Below are 19,446 nucleotides of genomic sequence, written 5' to 3'. Positions count from 1 at the left end.
CTCCTGGCCTCCTGGGCCGCGGCGCCACCGGCGCTGTCGAGGCGGTCCATGTTGGCTTCGGTGGCGTGGCCGGCGTTGGCGCCCTTGACGGCAACCTCGCCTTCTTCTTTGTCGAATTCGTCCCAGCTCAGCATGACGTGTCGTCTCCTGCGTGAGGGCCTGATGCCCGTGTGAAAACACTGATGGTTTGCTTGTCACACGACCAATGGCCGCTTTGGATCTAAAGGATATGTTGCTTGCAGCAGCGGTTCGTGCACGCAAAAACATGGAATAGGTACGGGATGACCCGGTGTCGTCGACGGGAGAGGGCGCCGGGCCTTCCCCTGTGGCCTGCAAGGGCCTGAATCAACGAGGGTTTGCAGCTCGATTCGACGCTTTTTCAGGCGCGAATGGATACCGACAGTATAAGGTTTTTGTCTGGGCGTTTCAGCCAGTTTTTGCCAGAAATGATCCGGGCAGCTGCGGAGCGGTCGTGGTGGCGGGGGAAAGCAGGGGGGACACCTTTGCCGCAAGAAGCGCTTCCTGCGGCGGGTGGTTTTGCAAGGCTGGATCAGGCCGGGATCTTAGCCGTGGGAGCAACCGTTACCCATGATCCGGTATTCCATGATATGCCGGGTGCCTTGCGAGTCTTCATAGACCATGCGCGCCGGGACAACTTCGCAAACATCCGGTACTTCGCTCATGGAGATAACTTTTTGAATATCCGGGTGAGAACTGTAAGTGTACTGTTCCACCGGAACGTTGTGGCTGGCAGTGTCGGTTGGAATCTCGTCAGCCATGGCGGTTGCACACAGGCTGCTGAGGGCCAGAACGACTAGAGCTTTCATCTCGATTTACCTTCTTCGGGTCGTAAGGGGTCACGTAGCCCTGGTCAGGCTACGTGTGCAACGGTCTTGATTTGAATTCGAATTAACGGCCTTCGTGGGGGCTGTCGCTAAGTTAATTCGTTGCCTTAGTTGGCGAAGCGAATGTTAAGAGGCTACAAAATATTCATATAGAGGGGGTTTTGATAAAGACTATTGACAAAACCTGTAACAATCGTCGAAAAACGTCTCCCCGGCGTGTTTTTCGAGTTATTTTCGGTACCTCGAAAATCGTCGCAGGCAGCGTGCTTGAAGCCTTGCCGCGGTTGACACGAGCTTTTGCCGGTGTTTGTTACTACCATCGTCGAATGGCTTCAAGGCGCGGGCCCGGCTACAAGTGGGTCATAAAACAACAACATATCCACCGAGGTAAGAAAGATGAGTGCGGCTTCCCTGTACCCCGTTCGTCCTGAGGTTCTGGCGACTACGCTGACCGACGAGGCGACCTACAAGGCGATGTACCAGCAGTCGGTCGTCAATCCAGACGGCTTCTGGCGCGAGCAAGCCAAGCGCCTCGACTGGATCAAACCTTTCACCACGGTGAAGCAAACCTCCTTCGATGATCACCATGTCGATATCAAGTGGTTTGCCGACGGCACCCTGAACGTTTCCTACAACTGCCTGGACCGCCATCTGGCCGAGCGTGGCGATCAGGTCGCGATCATCTGGGAAGGCGACGATCCCGCCGAATCCCGCAACATCACTTACCGCGAGCTGCACGAGCAGGTCTGCAAATTCGCCAACGCCCTGCGTGGCCAGGATGTACATCGCGGCGACGTGGTGACCATCTATATGCCGATGATCCCCGAAGCCGCGGTCGCCATGCTGGCCTGTGCCCGCATCGGCGCGATCCACTCGGTGGTGTTCGGTGGTTTTTCGCCGGAAGCCCTGGCCGGTCGCATCATCGACTGCCGTTCCAAAGTGGTGATCACCGCCGATGAAGGTGTGCGTGCCGGCAAGAGGATTCCGCTCAAAGCCAACGTTGACGACGCCCTGACCAACCCGGAAACCAGCAGTGTCCAGAAAGTCATCGTGTGCAAGCGCACGGGTGGCGATATCAAGTGGAACCAGCATCGCGACATCTGGTTCGAAGACCTGATGAAGGTCGCGGGCAGCGTCTGCGCACCGAAAGAGATGGGCGCCGAAGAAGCGCTGTTCATCCTCTACACCTCCGGCTCCACTGGCAAGCCCAAGGGCGTGCAGCACACCACCGGCGGCTACCTGCTGTATGCGGCGCTGACCCATGAGCGGGTGTTCGATTACCGTCCGGGCGAGGTCTACTGGTGTACCGCCGATGTCGGCTGGGTCACCGGCCACACTTACATTGTCTATGGCCCGCTGGCCAACGGCGCGACCACCCTGATGTTCGAAGGCGTACCGAACTATCCGGACATCACCCGGGTGGCGAAGATCGTCGACAAGCACAAAGTCAATATTCTCTACACCGCCCCGACCGCAATCCGCGCCATGATGGCCCAGGGTACCGCGGCCGTCGAAGGCGCCGATGGCAGCAGCCTGCGCCTGCTGGGCTCGGTGGGCGAGCCGATCAACCCGGAAGCCTGGGAGTGGTACTACAAGAATGTCGGCAAGTCGCGCTGCCCGATCGTCGATACTTGGTGGCAGACCGAGACCGGCGGCAACATGATGAGCCCGCTGCCGGGCGCCCATGCGCTCAAGCCGGGTTCGGCGACACGGCCGTTCTTTGGCGTGGTGCCGGCGCTGGTGGATAACCTGGGCAACATCATCGAGGGCGCCGCCGAAGGCAACCTGGTGATCCTCGATTCGTGGCCGGGCCAGGCGCGGACTTTGTACGGCGATCACGACCGTTTCGTCGATACCTACTTCAAGACCTTCCGTGGCATGTATTTCACCGGTGACGGCGCGCGTCGCGACGAAGACGGTTACTACTGGATCACCGGGCGCGTGGATGACGTGCTGAACGTGTCCGGTCACCGCATGGGCACTGCCGAGATCGAGAGCGCCATGGTCGCCCACCCGAAAGTCGCCGAAGCGGCGGTGGTCGGTGTGCCGCACGATATCAAGGGGCAGGGCATCTATGTCTATGTCACCCTCAACGGTGGCGAAGAGCCCAGCGAGGCGCTGCGCCTGGAGCTGAAGAGCTGGGTGCGCAAGGAAATCGGGCCGATTGCCACGCCGGATGTCATCCAGTGGGCACCGGGCTTGCCGAAGACCCGTTCGGGGAAAATCATGCGGCGTATCCTGCGCAAGATTGCCACGGGCGAGTACGACGGCCTGGGGGATATTTCCACCCTGGCGGACCCGGGTGTGGTGCAGCATCTGATCGATACCCACAAGACCATGAACGCCGCGTAACACGCGTTCAAGGTTGACTGAGCCCCGTCCGGCATTGTGCCGGGCGGGGCTTTTTACGTTATGAAGAGGGTCTGCCTTCTGTGGGCTGGCTTGCCGGCGATGGCGGCCGCATGGGCGCTGCAAGGCTCGAGGGCCTCATCGCCGGCAAGCCGGCTCCCACGGAAGTTAGCCCGCTAAGAGCGAGGAGGGGGCGTGAGTGAAGTGAGATAAATATCGGTTTTTGTTGTGAATTCCTTCGTCTGTTACCGCTCGTCCGGGAGGTAACCAAATGTGTCACCTGCTGCCCGGACACGGGGCAAAGGGAAACGCCGGTGCCCGTTTTCGGCCCGAATCCACGGCCTTTTAAATCTCATCGAACACCGTGCTTGCCGGAATAGAAGGCTTTGCCAATAATAGGCCCGCTATTTGCAGGATAGATCGGTTATCCCTTCTTTCGCTCTTGCATGAAAATCAAGAGTTGTCAATGTGCCTATCCCGCTTTCTCGGCGCTTCTGTAATTAGTTGTCGCATTGAGGAAATATCGGCTTCGGGCCTGTCGTTAGAATGCCGATCACTCGCTTGTCGTGGCGCGCCTTGAACCGGTTCGCCGCCGACCGTTACGCGAAGACTGCTTTCCCATCCGCATATTGGGCTGTTGCTCACTCTGCCGTTTTGCCCTTGACCGATGGAGTCTCAAGATGAAGAAACTCGTGCTGCTTGGTGCCCTGGCACTGTCCGTGCTGTCGCTGCCGACATTCGCCGATGAAAAACCACTGAAAATTGGTATCGAAGCCGCCTACCCTCCGTTCGCCTCCAAGGCGCCGGACGGCAGCATCGTCGGTTTCGACTACGACATCGGCAATGCCCTGTGCGCTGAGATGAAGGTCAAATGCGTCTGGGTCGAGCAAGAGTTCGACGGCCTGATCCCGGCCCTCAAGGTGCGCAAGATCGACGCCATCCTGTCGTCGATGTCGATCACCGATGATCGCAAGAAGTCGGTCGATTTCACCAACAAGTACTACAACACCCCGGCGCGCCTGGTGATGAAGGAAGGCAGCGTTGTCAGTGACAACCTGTCCGAGCTCAAGGGCAAGAAGATCGGTGTGCAGCGTGGTTCGATCCACAACCGTTTCGCTGAAGAAGTCCTCAAGCCGCTGGGCGCTGAAATCAAGCCTTACGGTTCGCAGAACGAGATCTACCTGGATGTGGCCGCCGGTCGTCTCGACGGCACCGTGGCTGACGCCACCCTGCTGCAGGACGGTTTCCTGAAGACCGATTCCGGCAAGGGCTTCGCCTTCGTCGGCCCGCAATTCACCGACGAGAAATATTTCGGTGACGGCATCGGCATCGCCGTGCGCAAAGGCGACAAGGCCGATCTGGACAAGATCAACGCCGCCATCGTCGCGATCCGTGCCAACGGCACGTACAAGCAGATCCAGGACAAGTACTTCGACTTCGATATCTACGGCAAGTAACCCGCCGCGGTGACAAGTCCGAAATGGCGCAAGCAGCAGGAGCTCTGAGGTTTGCGCCATTTTTTCATCCCTAATTCCGAGGATCTGAATCATGTTGAAAGGCTACGGGGCTGTCATCCTCGATGGCGTTTGGCTGACGCTTCAGCTCGCCTTGTCATCCATGGCCCTGGCCATTGTCCTGGGGTTGATCGGGGTGGCCTTGCGCCTGTCGCCGGTACGTTGGCTGGCCTGGCTCGGCGACCTGTATGCCACGGTCATCCGCGGGATTCCCGACCTGGTGCTGATCCTGCTGATCTTCTACGGTGGCCAGGACCTGCTCAACCGTGTCGCGCCGCTGCTCGGTTATGACGACTACATCGACCTCAACCCGCTGGTCGCCGGTATCGGCACCCTGGGCTTTATTTTCGGCGCTTACCTGTCGGAAACCTTCCGTGGGGCCTTCATGGCGATCCCCAAGGGGCAAGCCGAAGCCGGCATGGCCTATGGCATGAGCAGCCTGCAAGTGTTTTTCCGGGTGCTGGTGCCGCAGATGATTCGCCTGGCGATTCCCGGTTTCACCAACAACTGGCTGGTCCTGACCAAGGCCACCGCGCTGATTTCCGTGGTCGGCCTGCAAGACATGATGTTCAAGGCCAAGCAGGCGGCGGATGCCACCCGCGAGCCTTTCACCTTCTTCCTCGCGGTGGCGGCGATGTACCTGGTGATCACCAGCGTCTCGTTGCTGGCATTGCGTCACCTTGAGAAGCGCTACTCGGTAGGCGTAAGGGCGGCTGATCTATGATCTTCGACTACAACGTCATCTGGGCAGCCATGCCGCTGTACCTCGGCGGTCTGCTGACCACCTTGAAACTGCTGGCCTTGTCCTTGCTGTTCGGTCTGATGGCGGCATTGCCCCTGGGGCTGATGCGGGTGTCCAAGCGGCCGCTGGTGAACATGAGCGCCTGGCTCTACACCTACGTGATCCGCGGCACGCCGATGCTGGTGCAGCTGTTCCTGATCTACTACGGCCTGGCCCAGTTCGAGGCGGTGCGCGAGAGTTTCCTCTGGCCCTGGCTGTCGAGCGCGACCTTCTGTGCCTGCCTGGCCTTTGCCATCAACACCAGCGCCTACACCGCCGAAATCATCGCCGGCAGCCTGCGGGCCACGCCCAATGGCGAGATCGAGGCGGCCAAGGCCATGGGTATGTCGCGCTATAAACTGTACCGCCGCATCCTGCTGCCGTCGGCCCTGCGCCGGGCGTTGCCGCAGTACAGCAACGAAGTGATCATGATGCTGCAGACCACCAGCCTGGCGTCCATCGTCACCCTGATCGACATCACCGGTGCCGCGCGCACGGTCAACGCCCAGTATTACCTGCCGTTCGAGGCCTACATCACCGCCGGCGCGTTCTACCTGTGCCTGACCTTTATCCTGGTGCGGCTGTTCAAGCTGGCTGAGCGCCGTTGGTTGGGTTACCTGGCACCGAGGAAGCACTGACTATGCAACGTATCGATCATTCCTTGCCCTGGGGCAGCCTGGGCACGGAGCGCCAGCTGTCGGTGTTCCGTTTCGGTAACGGTGAGCGCAAGGCCTATATCCAGGCCAGCCTGCATGCCGACGAGTTGCCGGGCATGCGCACGGCCTGGGAGCTGAAAAAACGCCTGGTCGAGCTGGAAGCCCGCGGTGCCCTCAAGGGCGTGATCGAGCTGGTGCCGGTGGCCAATCCGATCGGCCTCGGCCAGTTGCTGCAAGGTAATCATCAAGGCCGTTTCGAGTACGGCAGCGGCAAGAACTTCAACCGCGATTTCGTCCAGTTGACCGAGCCGGTCAGTGCCCTGGTGAAAGATCGCCTGGGCGATGACCCGCACGCTAACGTTCAACTGATTCGCCAGGCCATGCTGGAGGTGCTGGCTGCGCTGCCGGCGGCGACCAGTCAGTTGCAAGGCATGCAACGAGTGCTGCTCAACCATGCCTGCGATGCCGACCTGGTGCTCGACCTGCATTGCGACAGCGAAGCCGCGTTGCACATGTACACCTTTCCCCAGCACTGGCCGCAGTGGCGTTCCCTGGCGGCGCATCTCGACGTTCGCGTCGGGCTGCTGGCGGAAGAGTCGGGCGGCACCTCGTTCGACGAAGCCTGTTCGTTGCCGTGGCTGCGCCTGTCGCAGGCGTTCCCGGGCGCGCAGATCCCACTGGCGTGCATGGCGACCACCATTGAGCTGGGCGGCCAGGCCGACACCGGTCGCGAGCAAGCCGAGGCTCATGCCGAGGGGATTCTCGCTTTCCTGGCGGAGCAGGGCCTGATTGATGGCCAATGGCCGGCCGCGCAACAGGAGCCTTGCGAGGGCATGCCGTTCGAAGGCACCGAATTGCTCTACGCACCGCACCCCGGTGTGTTGAGTTTCCTGCGGCCGGTGGGCAGTTGGGTGGAAGCCGGCGACCCCCTGTTCGAAGTGATCGATCCCTTGTCCGACCGGGTCAGCACCGTGTGTGCCGGCACGAGCGGTGTGTTGTATGCCGTGGAGCGGCTGCGTTACGCCCAACCCTCGATCTGGCTGGCCAAGGTGGCGGGGCGCGTACCGCTTCGCCACGGACGCCTGCTCAGCGACTGACCTGACTGTTTTTGTGAGAACCGACCGCATGTACAAGCTTGAAGTCCAAGACCTGCATAAACGCTATGGCAGTCACGAAGTGCTCAAGGGCGTGTCCCTGGAAGCCGCCGCCGGCGATGTGATCAGCATCATCGGCTCCAGTGGCTCCGGCAAAAGTACGTTTCTGCGCTGCATCAACCTGCTGGAGCAACCCTATGCGGGGCGCATCCTGCTCAACAATGAAGAGTTGAAGCTGGTGGCCGGCAAGGACGGCGCGCTGAAGGCCGCCGATCCGAAACAGTTGCAGCGCATGCGCTCGCGGCTGTCGATGGTGTTCCAGCATTTCAATCTGTGGTCGCACATGACCGCCCTGGAAAACATTATCGAGGCGCCGATTCACGTCCTCGGCATGTCGAAGAAAGAGGCGCTGGAAAAGGCCGAGTACTACCTGGCAAAAGTCGGCGTGGCGCATCGCAAGGACGCCTACCCGGGTCATATGTCCGGCGGTGAGCAGCAGCGCGTGGCGATTGCCCGGGCGCTGGCGGTGGAGCCGGAAGTGATGCTGTTCGACGAGCCGACCTCGGCGCTCGACCCGGAGCTGGTCGGCGACGTGCTGAAGGTGATGCAGGCCCTGGCCCAGGAAGGCCGGACCATGGTGGTGGTGACCCACGAGATGGGCTTTGCCCGTGAAGTCTCCAACCAGCTGGTGTTTTTGCATAAAGGTGTGGTCGAAGAACGCGGCAATCCGCGCGAGGTATTGGTCAACCCGCAGTCCGAGCGCCTGCAGCAATTCCTCTCGGGCAGCTTGAAATAGTCGTCGCTTTTTATGCTGCCGTTGCGCACCCAAATAGGTCATGCTGCGCGCCGAGCGCGGCGTGGTCTATTTTGAGTTGGCTGCCCTCGGCTTTTCACTCTGTTCTGTTTTCGGATTGCCTGCCATGACTGCCCATCGAATTGGTTTCCTGATTTGGCCCAGCACCCAAGCCTTGACGCTGGCGCTGGCCGAGGAGGCCTTGCGTGTCGCACAACGGGTGCATCCGGAAGTCGTCTACGAATTGTCCTTTCTGCAGGCCGAAGCACTGACCGAGGCCTTGCCCGGTGGTAGCTGGCAACTGCCTGGTGAACCTTGGGCCGGCAAGCTGGAAGGCTTCCAGAAACTCTTCCTGCTGGCCGATGAGCCGCCGACCAGCCTGGCGCCGGCCTTGAGCAGTGCCCTCAAGCAGCTGGTTCGCGCCGGTTGCGTGGTGGCCGGTTTGTCCGCCGGGGTCTACCCGTTGGCCCAGCTCGGTCTGCTCGACGGTTACCGCGCGGCGGTGCACTGGCGCTGGCAGGATGATTTCGCCGAACGTTTTCCCAAGGTGATCGCCACCAGTCATCTGTTCGACTGGGACCGTGATCGCCTGACCGCCTGTGGCGGCCTGTCGGTGCTGGACCTGTTGCTGGCGGTCCTGGCCCGTGACCATGGTGCTGAGCTGGCCGGTGCGGTTTCCGAGGAACTGGTGGTCGAACGCATCCGCGAAGGCGGCGAGCGTCAGCGTATTCCGTTGCAGAACCGCCTGGGTTCCAGTCATCCGAAGCTGACCCAGGCCGTGCTGCTGATGGAGGCCAATATCGAGGAGCCGCTGACCACCGACGAGATCGCCCAGCATGTCTGTGTGTCGCGGCGTCAGTTGGAGCGGATCTTCAAGCAATACCTCAACCGCGTGCCGAGCCAGTACTACCTGGAACTGCGCCTGAACAAGGCCCGGCAGATGCTGATGCAGACCAGCAAGTCGATCATCCAGATCGGCCTGTCCTGCGGTTTCTCCTCGGGGCCGCATTTCTCCAGTGCCTACCGCAACTTCTTTGGCGCCACGCCGCGGGAAGATCGCAACCAGCGGCGTAGCAGCAGTCCGTTCGAGTTGTCGTCGGTGCCTTCGGAACGTGGCTGAAGCTTATTCCTCGTGAGCCGGCGGCGGCGTGGGTGAGGCCAATGGCGGAACACTGCTGCCATTGTCGCTTTCGCTCTCGCTCCCCTCGCTGCTGCTCAGATCGTCACCGATCAGGATTCTGACCTCCTGCACGCCGCCGTTCAGCTCTCTGTAGTTGCGGACCCGTTGCAGGCTGGCCTCTGTCAGTGGGTTGTTCCTGAAGTCATAGGTCACGGGTTGCGAGGTCGGTACCTCGAAAAGACTTTCCGGTATGTCGCCGATCTGGTTGTCGCGCAAGTCGACAGTCTCCAGCGCACCTAGCCTGAACAGTCCTTCGGGTGTCTGCTCGATACCGCTGTCGCTCAGGTCGAGCACGTTCAGGTCCGTCATCCGTGTCACGTCCGGTGTCAGTCGCGTTCCCTCGGCTCGCAGCGGATTGCCGGACAGGTCGAGCATGCGCAAGCCGGTCAAGTCCGAGAGTCGCTGGCGCGAGGCTTCACTCAGTTGGATCAGGCCATAGGGCAGCTCCAGGGTGCTCAAGTGCGGCATGTCGAAAATAGCGGCGGGGAAATCCCGCTCGATAAAGCTGGAGGCATACAACGCCCGTAGATGGGGGAAGCTGTGGAGGAAGGCATCGAGTCCGTGGCTGGCGCCATAACCATGGAGCTCCAGGTGGGCGATATGGCTGAAATCCGCTGAAAGCGCGGGCAGCCTGCCGGTGATTCGCCGGGTGAAGGTGAAGTTGTAAAAGCCTGTACCGTCAGGTAATCGTTCTTCGCTCAGGCGCTGCCAGCTACGTTGCAGCTGTTGCGCAAACTCCTGTCGGTTCAGGCTCTCCACCGCCAGTTCTACCGCGCTGAGCGGTTCCTGCGTTTCCGGATGGCGCGCGGGGATATCGCCGCTCCAGGCCCGCAGGTCGGCGCGCAGCTGGCGGAATTGAGCTTCCAGCCGGCTCAACTGACTCAAGGATTCCTCGAGGGCGCGCGGCTGGGCCCGGATGAAACTCTCCAGTTGTTCGTCATTCAGGCCCGGGTAAAGCGCCCGTATCCGGGTTCGTTCGGCCTGGGACTGGACGCCGAGCGAGTGGCCTGTTCTGCGGTAGTAGTCGCGGGCGCGTTGCAGGCTGGTCTCGGACAGCGGGTTGCCGCTCAGGTCGAGGCCGGAACCGAGGTTGCCGGATATCTCATTGAGCGTCTGTGGCAGATCGCTGATGGCGTTATCTACAAGCAGGGCGGTTTCCAGTTGCGGCAGGTCGAACAGGCCGCTGGGGAGTGCACTGATCCCGGTGCGGCTCAGGTCGAGCACTTCCAGCGCGTGCAGTTGACTCAGGTCGGGGAGCAGGCCGAGAGGATTGCCACTCAGGTCGAGGATCTCCAGGCTGTGCATCGTCGAGAGCGCCTGTGCGGTTGCGGGCCTCAGGCGCACATTGCAGTCGATCAGGCTCAGTTCGGTCAGTCGTCCCCGCGATATCGACTCGGGCAGGGTGTCGAGTTGAAAGCCGCGTATGGAGAGCCGGCGCAGGTTGGGGAAGCGTTTCATGAATTGAGCCAGTTCCCGGGCCGGCGTATTGGCCACCAGGTTCAGGTGGCGGACATGCTCGAAGTCGACGGACAGTTCGGGCAGTTCGCCGAGCAGGCCGTTGGCGCTGAGGGTGTAGCCATGCTCTTGGGGATTGTTCGAGTAGAACAGGTCGGGTTCACGGCGCCAGCAACGGCGGATGGCTTCAGCGAACTGGCTGCGGGTGCGTTGTTGGTTGATGCGCTGCATCAGGCTCAAGCGCTCTCCGGTGACCGGGTGGGTGGCGGAGGTGATGAACGACCAGAGATCCAGCTCTTGCGCCAGTTGTTGGGACTCCTGCTCCAGCCGCCGCAGTTCATCGAAGATTCGCATGCTGTTCAGGCTGCCGATAAATTCTCGGATGCGCTCATCGGAAAAACTCGGGAACAGCCGCGCTACACGGTCTTCGAGGGCCCAGCGACTGCCCGCCCGCGGCGCTCCGCGACCACTGAGCGGATAGCCGGGGCGCCGCTTGGCCAAAGCCATGGGGGAGCGTTCGCCGGGGATTGCCGGTGGCATGTCCAGCCACTGGCGGAGCGTGTCGGCATCGGGCAGGCGGCTGTTCTGCACGGCTTGCTGCAATTGTTCGCCCTGGTTGGGGTTGGGATAGCCCAGTAGATTGCGTTGCGCATCGGGCAAGGCATGCAGCAACGACGCGTAGAGATTGTCGGACCCGTGCAGTTCCTGATCCAGCGCATCGCGGGTCTGGTACAGGCCGTTTTCCTTGATCAGCACTTTGCGGATCGGCGCGTCGCTGGCGCCGATGCTGTCGAGCAAAGGCCCGGCCGAGAATTGCGCGCGGACTTCGATACGCACCTGTGCGGGCCAGCCCGACAGGCGTTGCACGCTGTGCAGAATGAGCTTTTCGCTGTCGGCATTGCCGCTGGATTTCAGGTACAGGCCTTCGCGGGCGCGAGCCAGGCGCACCTGCTGACGATACAGCTGGGCCTCGTCGGCGAGGCCCGGCGCGATCTCGGCGGACTCGCGCAAGGCCTGCAGTTGTGTGCCGCTGGCGTGTTCGGCGAGTTCTTCGAGCACGGCCACGGGCAGGTCGGGAAAGGCTGTTTGCAGCACGGCCACTGAGGGATCAGGTGATTGAGTGCGAAACCGATATTGCGATTCGAACAGCATTTTTTGCCGGTAGCGGGCGTGCCGGGCGATTTGCTTGCGAAAGTTCAGCAGTCGCGTTTCCGGCTTTTCGGCGGCGGCGGCGAAACTCTGGCTTTCCCCCAGCAGCGCGCGGATATCGCTTTCTTCCAGGTCGGGCGAGTTCAGCACGCTCTTGAGCAGGTCGCCGTTGTGCAATTGGTCGCGCGCGATAACCACCCGTTGCCCCCGGGCCTTGTCGGGGCGAACGGTCTCCATGATCAGCTGTCCCCGGTCGTCCACCACTCGCAAGGCCTTGGGTTGCGCTTGCCAGAAATCCAGCAGGATCTGTTCCTGCATGCTTTCGTCAGGCGCGGCCTCGCCTCGGGCCAACTGCTCGATAAAGCGCTGGATATCGCGGTCGAGGCGAAAGCGCAGCAGGCTGTCCTTGAGCAGGGCGGGGGGCCGCTGGCTGTCGAAATGTACCCGGCGCAGCAGGGCTTCGTCGGTGTCGCTGACGGCCATGATCCGCGTGGTGTCGAGATCGGAAAAGGCTTCGCCGGCGAAACCCAGGCGGTGCATCAGCTGGGGGCCTTGCCACTGCAAGGGGTTCTCCAGTTCGTGAAACCAGGCACCGGCACCGTTATGCCAGAAGGCGGGCGAGTATTGGTTGGGGCGGCGCGGGTGTTTGATCCGGCCGCGATTGCCCAGGGCGGGGAGCTCGGCCTCATAGAACCGGTTGCCTTGCTTGAGGTACTGGCGGTCGTTGACCGTATGGAGGCCGCTGGCGCTCGGTTGTACGCGTTCGGGCAGCTCCAGGTGTTCGTAGGGTGTCAGGTCGGGTTTCCACAGGGTGCTTTCGCCGCTGGGCAGGGTCACCTGTTTCAGTTCCCTGACCAGCCCGGCCCCGGAGAATCGATGGGCGACCACGGTGGTACCGCCGATCAGCGCCAGATTCAGGGTGACACCGATCAGTCCTTTGAGGCCTTGCTCGCGTTCATCGTGACGCCAGTCCTCGATGCCGTTGTAGATCGCGCTGAACATCTGTGCGCCGGCCACCGCCAGCATCGCTTCGCCCAGGCCGGGAACGAACAGTGCGGCCGCGTTCAGCAGGTTCAGGCCGGTGTTGCCCAGCGATTGCAGGTATTCCCGGTGGTCCTGACGGTCGATATCGGCTACCGGAACGGCGTTGAAATTGCCGTCATCCATCAACTTGACCAGGTGCTGGGTATAGAGCTCGCGTAGCGGATGATCGGTCAGGAGGAAGCGTTTGAGTTGCAGCTCGGTGGCTTTGCCGGAAGTGGAAAGCCGGCGTTCGAGGGCCCTGGAAAAAGCCGATTGGGTACGCTGGTTGATGTAGCGGCCGAAGAAGGCCCGGTAGTCGCTGCCGGCCAGGCGAATGCCCAGTTCCTGTTCGAAGGCCTCGAAGCTGGCGTATTGCTTGAGTGCCTGGTCCGGATCGCCGCTCAGATAGACGATGCAAGGGCGGTTGCGTGCGGCCAGGGTGTCCTGGTGCTCAATCAGCAGGGCGCCTTTGAGTGTGACGCCGATCGAACTGCTGAGGGGCGTTCTGAAGTTGAACATTTGCAGTTCGCAGCAGTTCACCCGCTTGCCATCCCAATAGGGCAGGCGACCCTGTTGGCTGGCCGCCATCAGCAGCTCGTGGGTCGAGGGAGTTATGTTGCCTTTCATCAGGGCAATATGGGCCTGGGTGATCAGTTCGTAGCTTTCGCTGAGCTCGAATTGATCGCGAAAACGGTTGTCCGCTTCGCCGGAAGGCGATTTTGGCAGTAGCACTGCCGCCATATGGCGGTCGTACTGGCCACCGATATCCAGCTCCCGGCACAGCTCGACGAACCCGCGGGGTGTGAAGGTCTGAATGGGCAGGTCCTGCCTGGCGCTGATCCGCCGGTAAAGGCTGGATTCGTTATAAAAAGTCAGGTTTTCATGCCGGGGCGCAACGAAGTTCTTCAGGGCGGCTTCCAGCAGGCTCATATCGACGACCGAGACCTTGCGTGGCGTCGAAAGTGTCTCGGCAGTGACCAGCCGTACGCCGGTGATTCGGTCGCGTTGCGGATCCAGTTCGTGTCCGAAGCGGGTTCTCAGGGCGTTGGACAGGATCGGCACGGCAAAGGCCTCCAGACCCTGCAAGGCTTGCAGGTATTCAGCCAGCCTGGCCTTGTGGGTATGGGTCAGCAGCAGGCTGTCGCCATGGGCCTGACGCAGGATCGGGGAGGCGTTCGTCAGCCAGTCCGGCAGTTTGCTTTTGATCAGTTCGAAATTATCGGGGTAATGCGCGGGCGTGGTTTCGGCGGGCGTCGGCATGGCGCGGTTTCTCGTGCGGCGGGTAAAGCAGCGAGGCTATCCAGCGCCCGGGGACAGCCGTGCCTAAATAGATACCAAAACCCGGGCCAGCGTTTAAACTGCGCCTTTGCGACGCAATTTGTCGCATTGCCGACAACCTCGGCAAAACCCGGTTTGGCGCTATAAGAAGTTGTCGCTTGGCGGCAAGGCCTGACCGAAAACTGTCCTTACAATCCCCCCATCGCTCGCCAGTTCCAGGCAGGCGTTCCTCTTCAGGAGACTCCGATGTCCGTTGAGCAAGCTCCGGTGCACCGCGCCGATTTCGACCAGGTCATGGTTCCCAACTACGCACCTGCGGCTTTTATTCCTGTGCGCGGCGCGGGTTCCCGAGTATGGGACCAGGCGGGCCGGGAGCTGATCGATTTCGCCGGCGGTATCGCGGTTAACGTATTGGGCCACGCGCACCCGGCGCTGGTCGGCGCGCTGACCGAGCAGGCGAACAAGCTGTGGCATGTGTCCAACGTATTCACCAACGAGCCGGCCCTGCGCCTGGCCAGGAAACTGGTGGACGCGACCTTCGCCGAACGGGTGTTCTTCTGCAACTCCGGCGCCGAAGCCAACGAGGCCGCTTTCAAGCTGGCCCGTCGCGTGGCGTTCGACCGTTTCGGTTCAGAGAAGTACGAAATCATCGCCGCGCTGAACAGCTTCCACGGTCGCACTCTGTTCACCGTGAACGTCGGTGGCCAGTCGAAGTATTCCGATGGCTTCGGTCCGAAGATCACCGGTATCACCCACGTGCCGTTCAATGACCTCGACGCGCTGAAAGCCGCGATCTCGGACAAGACCTGCGCCGTGGTGCTGGAACCGATCCAGGGCGAGGGCGGCGTGCTGCCGGCCGAGCTGGCCTACCTGCAAGGCGCCCGCGAGCTGTGCAACCAGCACGACGCGCTGCTGGTGTTCGACGAAGTGCAGACCGGCATGGGCCGCAGCGGCTCGCTGTTCGCCTACATGGAATACGGCGTGACCCCGGACATCCTCACCAGCGCCAAGAGCCTGGGCGGCGGTTTCCCGATTGCCGCAATGCTCACCACTGAAGCGCTGGCCAAGCACCTGGTGGTCGGCACCCACGGCACCACTTACGGCGGTAACCCGCTGGCGTGCGCAGTCGGCAACGCGGTGATCGATGTGATCAACACCCCGCAGGTGTTGAGCGGCGTGAAAGCCAAGCACGACCTGTTCAAGACCCGTCTGGAGCAGATCGGCGCCAAATACGGCCTGTTCACCCAGGTGCGTGGCATGGGCCTGTTGCTCGGTTGCGTGCTGGCCGATGCCTGGAAGGGCAAGGCCAAGGACGTGTTCAATGCCGCGGAAAAAGAAAACCTGATGATCCTGCAAGCCGGCCCGGATGTGATTCGTTTCGCCCCGAGCCTGGTGGTTGAAGACGCGGACATCAACGAAGGCCTGGATCGCTTCGAGCGCGCCGTGGCCAAGCTGACGCAAGCCTGATGGACCGCCCGGCGGTGGCCCCGGATGGCCGCCGCCGGGCCTATATTTCCCGTACCGGGCAAGCACGTCGATTCTTGTAAGGAGCAAGCTTGCTCGCGATGGCCTCACCGCGGTTTGTCTGAAAAAACGCGGCGCCTGCCTCGCGAGCAAGCTTGCTCCTACAGAAAAGCTCGGCGTAGCCCTCCCGGTATTTTTTTTCTGTCGGCGCCAAGCGTCGACCTGTTCTGGATTGAAGGAGTGACACCATGCTGGTGATGCGCCCCGCGCAAATGGCTGACCTGGACGAGGTACGGCGCCTGGCCGCGGACAGCCCGATCGGTGTCACTTCCCTGCCGGATGACGAAGGCCGCCTGCGCGACAAGATCGCCGCAAGCGAAGCCTCGTTCGCCGCCGAAGTCAGCTTCAATGGCGAGGAAAGCTATTTCTTCGTGCTCGAAGACACCGCCACCGGCAAGTTGGCGGGCTGTTCGGCCATCGTCGCCTCGGCCGGCTACTCGGAGCCGTTCTACAGCTTCCGTAACGAGACCTTCGTGCATGCGTCCCGTGAGCTGAAGATCCACAACAAGATCCATGTGCTCTCGCAGTGCCACGACCTGACCGGCAACAGCCTGCTGACCAGCTTCTACGTGGTCCCGGAGCTGGTGGGTTCGGCCTGGTCGGAGCTCAACTCCCGTGGCCGCCTGCTATTCGTCGCCAGTCATCCGGAGCGCTTCGCCGATTCGGTGGTGACCGAGATCGTCGGCTACAGCGACGAGCATGGCGACTCGCCGTTCTGGGACGCCATCGGCCGCAACTTCTTCGACCTGAACTACGCCGAGGCCGAGCGCCTGTGCGGCCTGAAAAGCCGGACCTTCCTCGCCGAACTGATGCCGCATTACCCGATCTACGTGCCGCTGCTGCCGGACGCCGCCCAGGAGGCGATGGGCCAGGTGCACCCGCGGGCGCAGATCACCTTCGACATCCTGATGCGCGAAGGCTTCGAAACCGATCACTACATCGACATCTTCGATGGCGGCCCGACGCTGCACGCGCGGGTCAGCGGGATTCGCTCCATCGCCCAGAGCCGGGTGGTGCCGGTGAAGATCGGTGACACCTACAAGGGCGGTGGGCGCCAGTACCTGGTGTCCAACGCACTGCTGCAGGATTACCGCGCGGTGCTGCTGGAGCTCGATTATGCGCCGGGCAAACCGGTCACCCTGGACCTGCAAGCCGCCGAAGCCCTGGGCGTCGGCGAAGGTGCCAGCGTGCGCCTGGTAGCGGTTTAAGACCGGTATCGAAAGCAGCCATACAGCGAGTTTCGCGGGCACCCGTCAGCCGGTGCCCGTTTGAGGAGATAGCATGATCGTTCGTCCCGTACGCAGCAGCGATTTACCCGCTCTGATCGACCTGGCCCGCAGCACGGGTACCGGCCTGACCACCTTGCCGGCCAACGAAGAGCGTCTGGCCCATCGGGTCGGCTGGGCGGAAAAAACCTTCACTGGCGAAGCCGGTCGTGGCGATGCGGACTATCTGTTCGTGCTCGAAAACGATGATGGCCGCGTGGTCGGCATCAGTGCCATTGCCGGCGCGGTGGGCCTGCGTGAGCCCTGGTACAACTTCCGGGTCGGCCTGACGGTCAGCGCTTCCCAGGAGCTGAAGATCTACCGTGAAATTCCGACGCTGTTCCTGGCCAACGACCTGACCGGTAACTCGGAGCTGTGCTCGCTGTTCCTGCATGCCGATTATCGCAGCGGCCTCAATGGCCGCATGCTAGCCAAGGCGCGGATGCTGTTTATCGCTGAATTCCCTGAGCTGTTCGGTAACAAGATCATCGCCGAAATGCGTGGCATGTCCGATGAAGCCGGGCGCTCGCCGTTCTGGGAAAGCCTGGGCCGGCACTTCTTCAAGATGGAGTTCAGCCAGGCCGATTACTTGACCGGCGTCGGCAACAAGGCCTTTATCGCCGAGCTGATGCCCAAGTTTCCGCTGTACACCTGCTTCCTCTCCGAAGAGGCGCGTGCGGTGATCGGCAAGGTGCACACCGACACCGAGCCGGCACTGGCGATGCTCAAGAGCGAAGGCTTCAGTTACCAGGGGTATGTCGACATCTTCGACGCGGGCCCGGCGGTGGAATGCGAAACCAGCAAGATCCGCGCGGTGCGCGACAGCCAGGCGCTGGTACTGGCCATCGGCACCCCGGGTGACGATGCCACGCCATACCTGATCCACAACCGCAAGCGTGAGGACTGCCGCATCACCGCGGCCCCTGCGCGCCTGGCGGCGGGCACTCTGGTGGTCGATCCGCTGACCGCCAAACGTCTTCAACTGAGCGCGGGCGATCAGGTCCGTGCGGTACCGTTGTCTGCTTCCCGGGAGTCGAAATAATGAGCACGCTTTACATCGCTGGTGCCTGGCAGGAAGGCCAGGGCGAAGCCTTCGAATCGTTGAACCCGGTGACCCAGCAGGTGCTGTGGTCCGGCAAGGGCGCCAGTGCCGCGCAGGTCGATGCCGCCGTGCAGGCGGCGCGCCAGGCGTTTCCGGCCTGGGCCAAGCGTTCCCTCGACGAGCGTATTGTCGTACTCGAAAGTTTTGCCGCGCAGTTGAAAAGCCGTGCCGACGAGCTGGCCCGCTGCATTGGTGAAGAAACCGGCAAGCCTTTGTGGGAAGCGGCGACCGAAGTGACCAGCATGGTCAACAAGATCGCCATCTCGGTGCAGAGTTATCGTGAGCGTACCGGCGAGAAGAGCGGCCCGTTGGGCGACGCCACCGCCGTGTTGCGCCACAAGCCCCACGGTGTGGTGGCGGTGTTCGGTCCTTACAACTTCCCGGGGCACTTGCCCAATGGGCATATCGTGCCGGCGTTGCTGGCCGGTAACAGCGTGCTGTTCAAGCCGAGCGAGCTGACCCCGAAGGTGGCCGAGTTGACCGTTGGTTGCTGGATCGAAGCCGGTCTGCCGGCGGGTGTGTTGAACCTGCTGCAAGGTGCGCGGGAAACCGGAATCGCCCTGGCGGCGAATGCGGGCATCGACGGTCTGTTCTTCACCGGTTCGAGCCGTACCGGCAACCATCTGCATCAGCAATTCGCCGGGCGTCCGGACAAGATCCTGGCCCTGGAAATGGGCGGCAACAACCCGCTGGTGGTCGATCAGGTCCAGGACCTCGACGCGGCGGTGTACACCATCATCCAGTCGGCCTTTATCTCCGCCGGCCAGCGTTGCACCTGTGCCCGTCGCCTGCTGGTGCCTGAAGGGGCCTGGGGCGACAAGCTGCTGGAGCGCCTGGTGGCGGTCAGCGCGACCATTGACGTCGGTGCGTTCGACCAGCAGCCGGCGCCATTCATGGGCTCGGTGGTGTCTCTCGGTGCCGCGCGTGCGTTGATGGAGGCCCAGGCGCATCTGTTGGGGCATGGCGCGCTGGCATTGCTGGAAATGACTCAACCGCAAGCCACTGCGGCGTTGCTGACTCCGGGTATTCTCGATGTAACGGCAGTGGCTGATCGTCCTGATGAAGAATTGTTCGGACCCTTGCTGCAAGTGATTCGCTACGCTGATTTCGACGCGGCGATTGCCGAGGCCAATAACACGCAGTACGGCCTGGCGGCCGGCCTGCTGTCGGATTCCGAGGCGCGTTACCAGCAGTTCTGGCTGGAAAGCCGGGCCGGGATCGTCAACTGGAACAAACAACTGACGGGGGCTGCCAGCAGCGCGCCGTTCGGTGGGGTCGGGGCCTCGGGCAACCATCGCGCCAGTGCCTATTACGCGGCGGATTACTGCGCGTACCCGGTGGCGTCGCTGGAAACGCCGAGCTTGACGGTACCGGCGACACTGACGCCGGGTGTCCGGCTTTCCTGAGTCGTCGGGCCTTCGGGCCCGATCGCCGGGAA

13 protein-coding genes and 1 pseudogene are annotated in these 19,446 nt (G+C 62.0%); 11 read left to right on the top strand and 3 right to left on the bottom strand.

Features of this window, described 5'->3' with window-relative positions:
• Both M5B99_RS27305 and M5B99_RS27300 read right to left on the bottom strand, forming a co-directional pair.
• A pseudogene (locus M5B99_RS27305) lies at positions 1–134 on the bottom strand (ribonucleotide-diphosphate reductase subunit beta); the annotation flags it as partial.
• Positions 135–563: 429 nt separating this feature from the next.
• Complete coding sequence (locus M5B99_RS27300) at positions 564–827, bottom strand: DUF2790 domain-containing protein (protein WP_248806963.1); 264 nt, start codon at positions 825–827, stop codon at positions 564–566.
• Between the two features lie 414 nt (positions 828–1,241).
• Between M5B99_RS27300 and acs the strand changes: the two genes are divergently transcribed.
• The 7 genes from acs (at position 1,242) to M5B99_RS27265 (ending at position 9,152) form a co-directional block, all read left to right on the top strand.
• A complete protein-coding gene (acs, locus tag M5B99_RS27295) occupies positions 1,242–3,197 on the top strand; it encodes an acetate--CoA ligase (RefSeq protein WP_248806962.1) in 1,956 nt (651 codons plus the stop codon).
• Between the two features lie 677 nt (positions 3,198–3,874).
• Entirely contained in the window at positions 3,875–4,651 is a 777-nt protein-coding gene (locus M5B99_RS27290; RefSeq protein WP_248806961.1) for an ABC transporter substrate-binding protein, read from the top strand.
• Positions 4,652–4,742: 91 nt separating this feature from the next.
• On the top strand, positions 4,743–5,432 hold the full coding sequence (locus M5B99_RS27285; protein WP_248806960.1) for an ABC transporter permease: 690 nt from the start codon (positions 4,743–4,745) through the stop codon (positions 5,430–5,432).
• Positions 5,429–6,127 carry an ABC transporter permease gene (locus M5B99_RS27280; protein WP_248806959.1) on the top strand — a complete coding sequence of 233 codons (699 nt, stop codon included), beginning with the start codon at positions 5,429–5,431 and terminating at the stop codon, positions 6,125–6,127. The genes M5B99_RS27285 and M5B99_RS27280 overlap by 4 nt, the downstream gene beginning before the upstream one ends.
• Positions 6,128–6,129: 2 nt before the next feature.
• Positions 6,130–7,242, top strand: a complete 1,113-nt coding sequence (locus tag M5B99_RS27275; protein WP_248806958.1) for a succinylglutamate desuccinylase/aspartoacylase family protein — start codon at positions 6,130–6,132, stop codon at positions 7,240–7,242.
• A 28-nt stretch (positions 7,243–7,270) separates the two neighbouring features.
• Entirely contained in the window at positions 7,271–8,035 is a 765-nt protein-coding gene (locus M5B99_RS27270; protein WP_100944747.1) for an ABC transporter ATP-binding protein, read from the top strand.
• A 124-nt stretch (positions 8,036–8,159) separates the two neighbouring features.
• Complete coding sequence (locus M5B99_RS27265) at positions 8,160–9,152, top strand: GlxA family transcriptional regulator (protein ID WP_248806957.1); 993 nt, start codon at positions 8,160–8,162, stop codon at positions 9,150–9,152.
• Between the two features lie 3 nt (positions 9,153–9,155).
• On the opposite strand, the gene M5B99_RS27260 is transcribed toward M5B99_RS27265, so the two are convergent.
• Complete coding sequence (locus tag M5B99_RS27260) at positions 9,156–14,099, bottom strand: dermonecrotic toxin domain-containing protein (protein ID WP_248806956.1); 4,944 nt, start codon at positions 14,097–14,099, stop codon at positions 9,156–9,158.
• A 264-nt stretch (positions 14,100–14,363) separates the two neighbouring features.
• Between M5B99_RS27260 and M5B99_RS27255 the strand changes: the two genes are divergently transcribed.
• From M5B99_RS27255 to astD, 4 genes are all read left to right on the top strand, one after another.
• Positions 14,364–15,584, top strand: a complete 1,221-nt coding sequence (locus M5B99_RS27255; protein ID WP_248806955.1) for an aspartate aminotransferase family protein — start codon at positions 14,364–14,366, stop codon at positions 15,582–15,584.
• 245 nt (positions 15,585–15,829) lie between these two features.
• Positions 15,830–16,849, top strand: a complete 1,020-nt coding sequence (gene aruF / locus M5B99_RS27250; RefSeq protein WP_248806954.1) for an arginine/ornithine succinyltransferase subunit alpha — start codon at positions 15,830–15,832, stop codon at positions 16,847–16,849.
• 73 nt (positions 16,850–16,922) lie between these two features.
• Positions 16,923–17,948 (top strand): arginine N-succinyltransferase, encoded by a 1,026-nt coding sequence (astA, locus tag M5B99_RS27245; protein WP_248806953.1) that lies wholly within the window; start codon positions 16,923–16,925, stop codon positions 17,946–17,948.
• A complete protein-coding gene (gene astD, locus M5B99_RS27240; RefSeq protein WP_248806964.1) occupies positions 17,945–19,414 on the top strand; it encodes a succinylglutamate-semialdehyde dehydrogenase in 1,470 nt (489 codons plus the stop codon). The genes astA and astD overlap by 4 nt, the downstream gene beginning before the upstream one ends.
• Positions 19,415–19,446: the final 32 nt, after the last annotated feature.

Origin of the sequence: Pseudomonas sp. MWU13-2100, from assembly GCF_023242365.1 — a bacterium.
Taxonomy (GTDB): Bacteria; Pseudomonadota; Gammaproteobacteria; order Pseudomonadales; family Pseudomonadaceae; genus Aquipseudomonas.
Note: the sequence above shows the minus strand (reverse complement) of the source record. Positions and strands in the feature narration are given on the sequence as shown.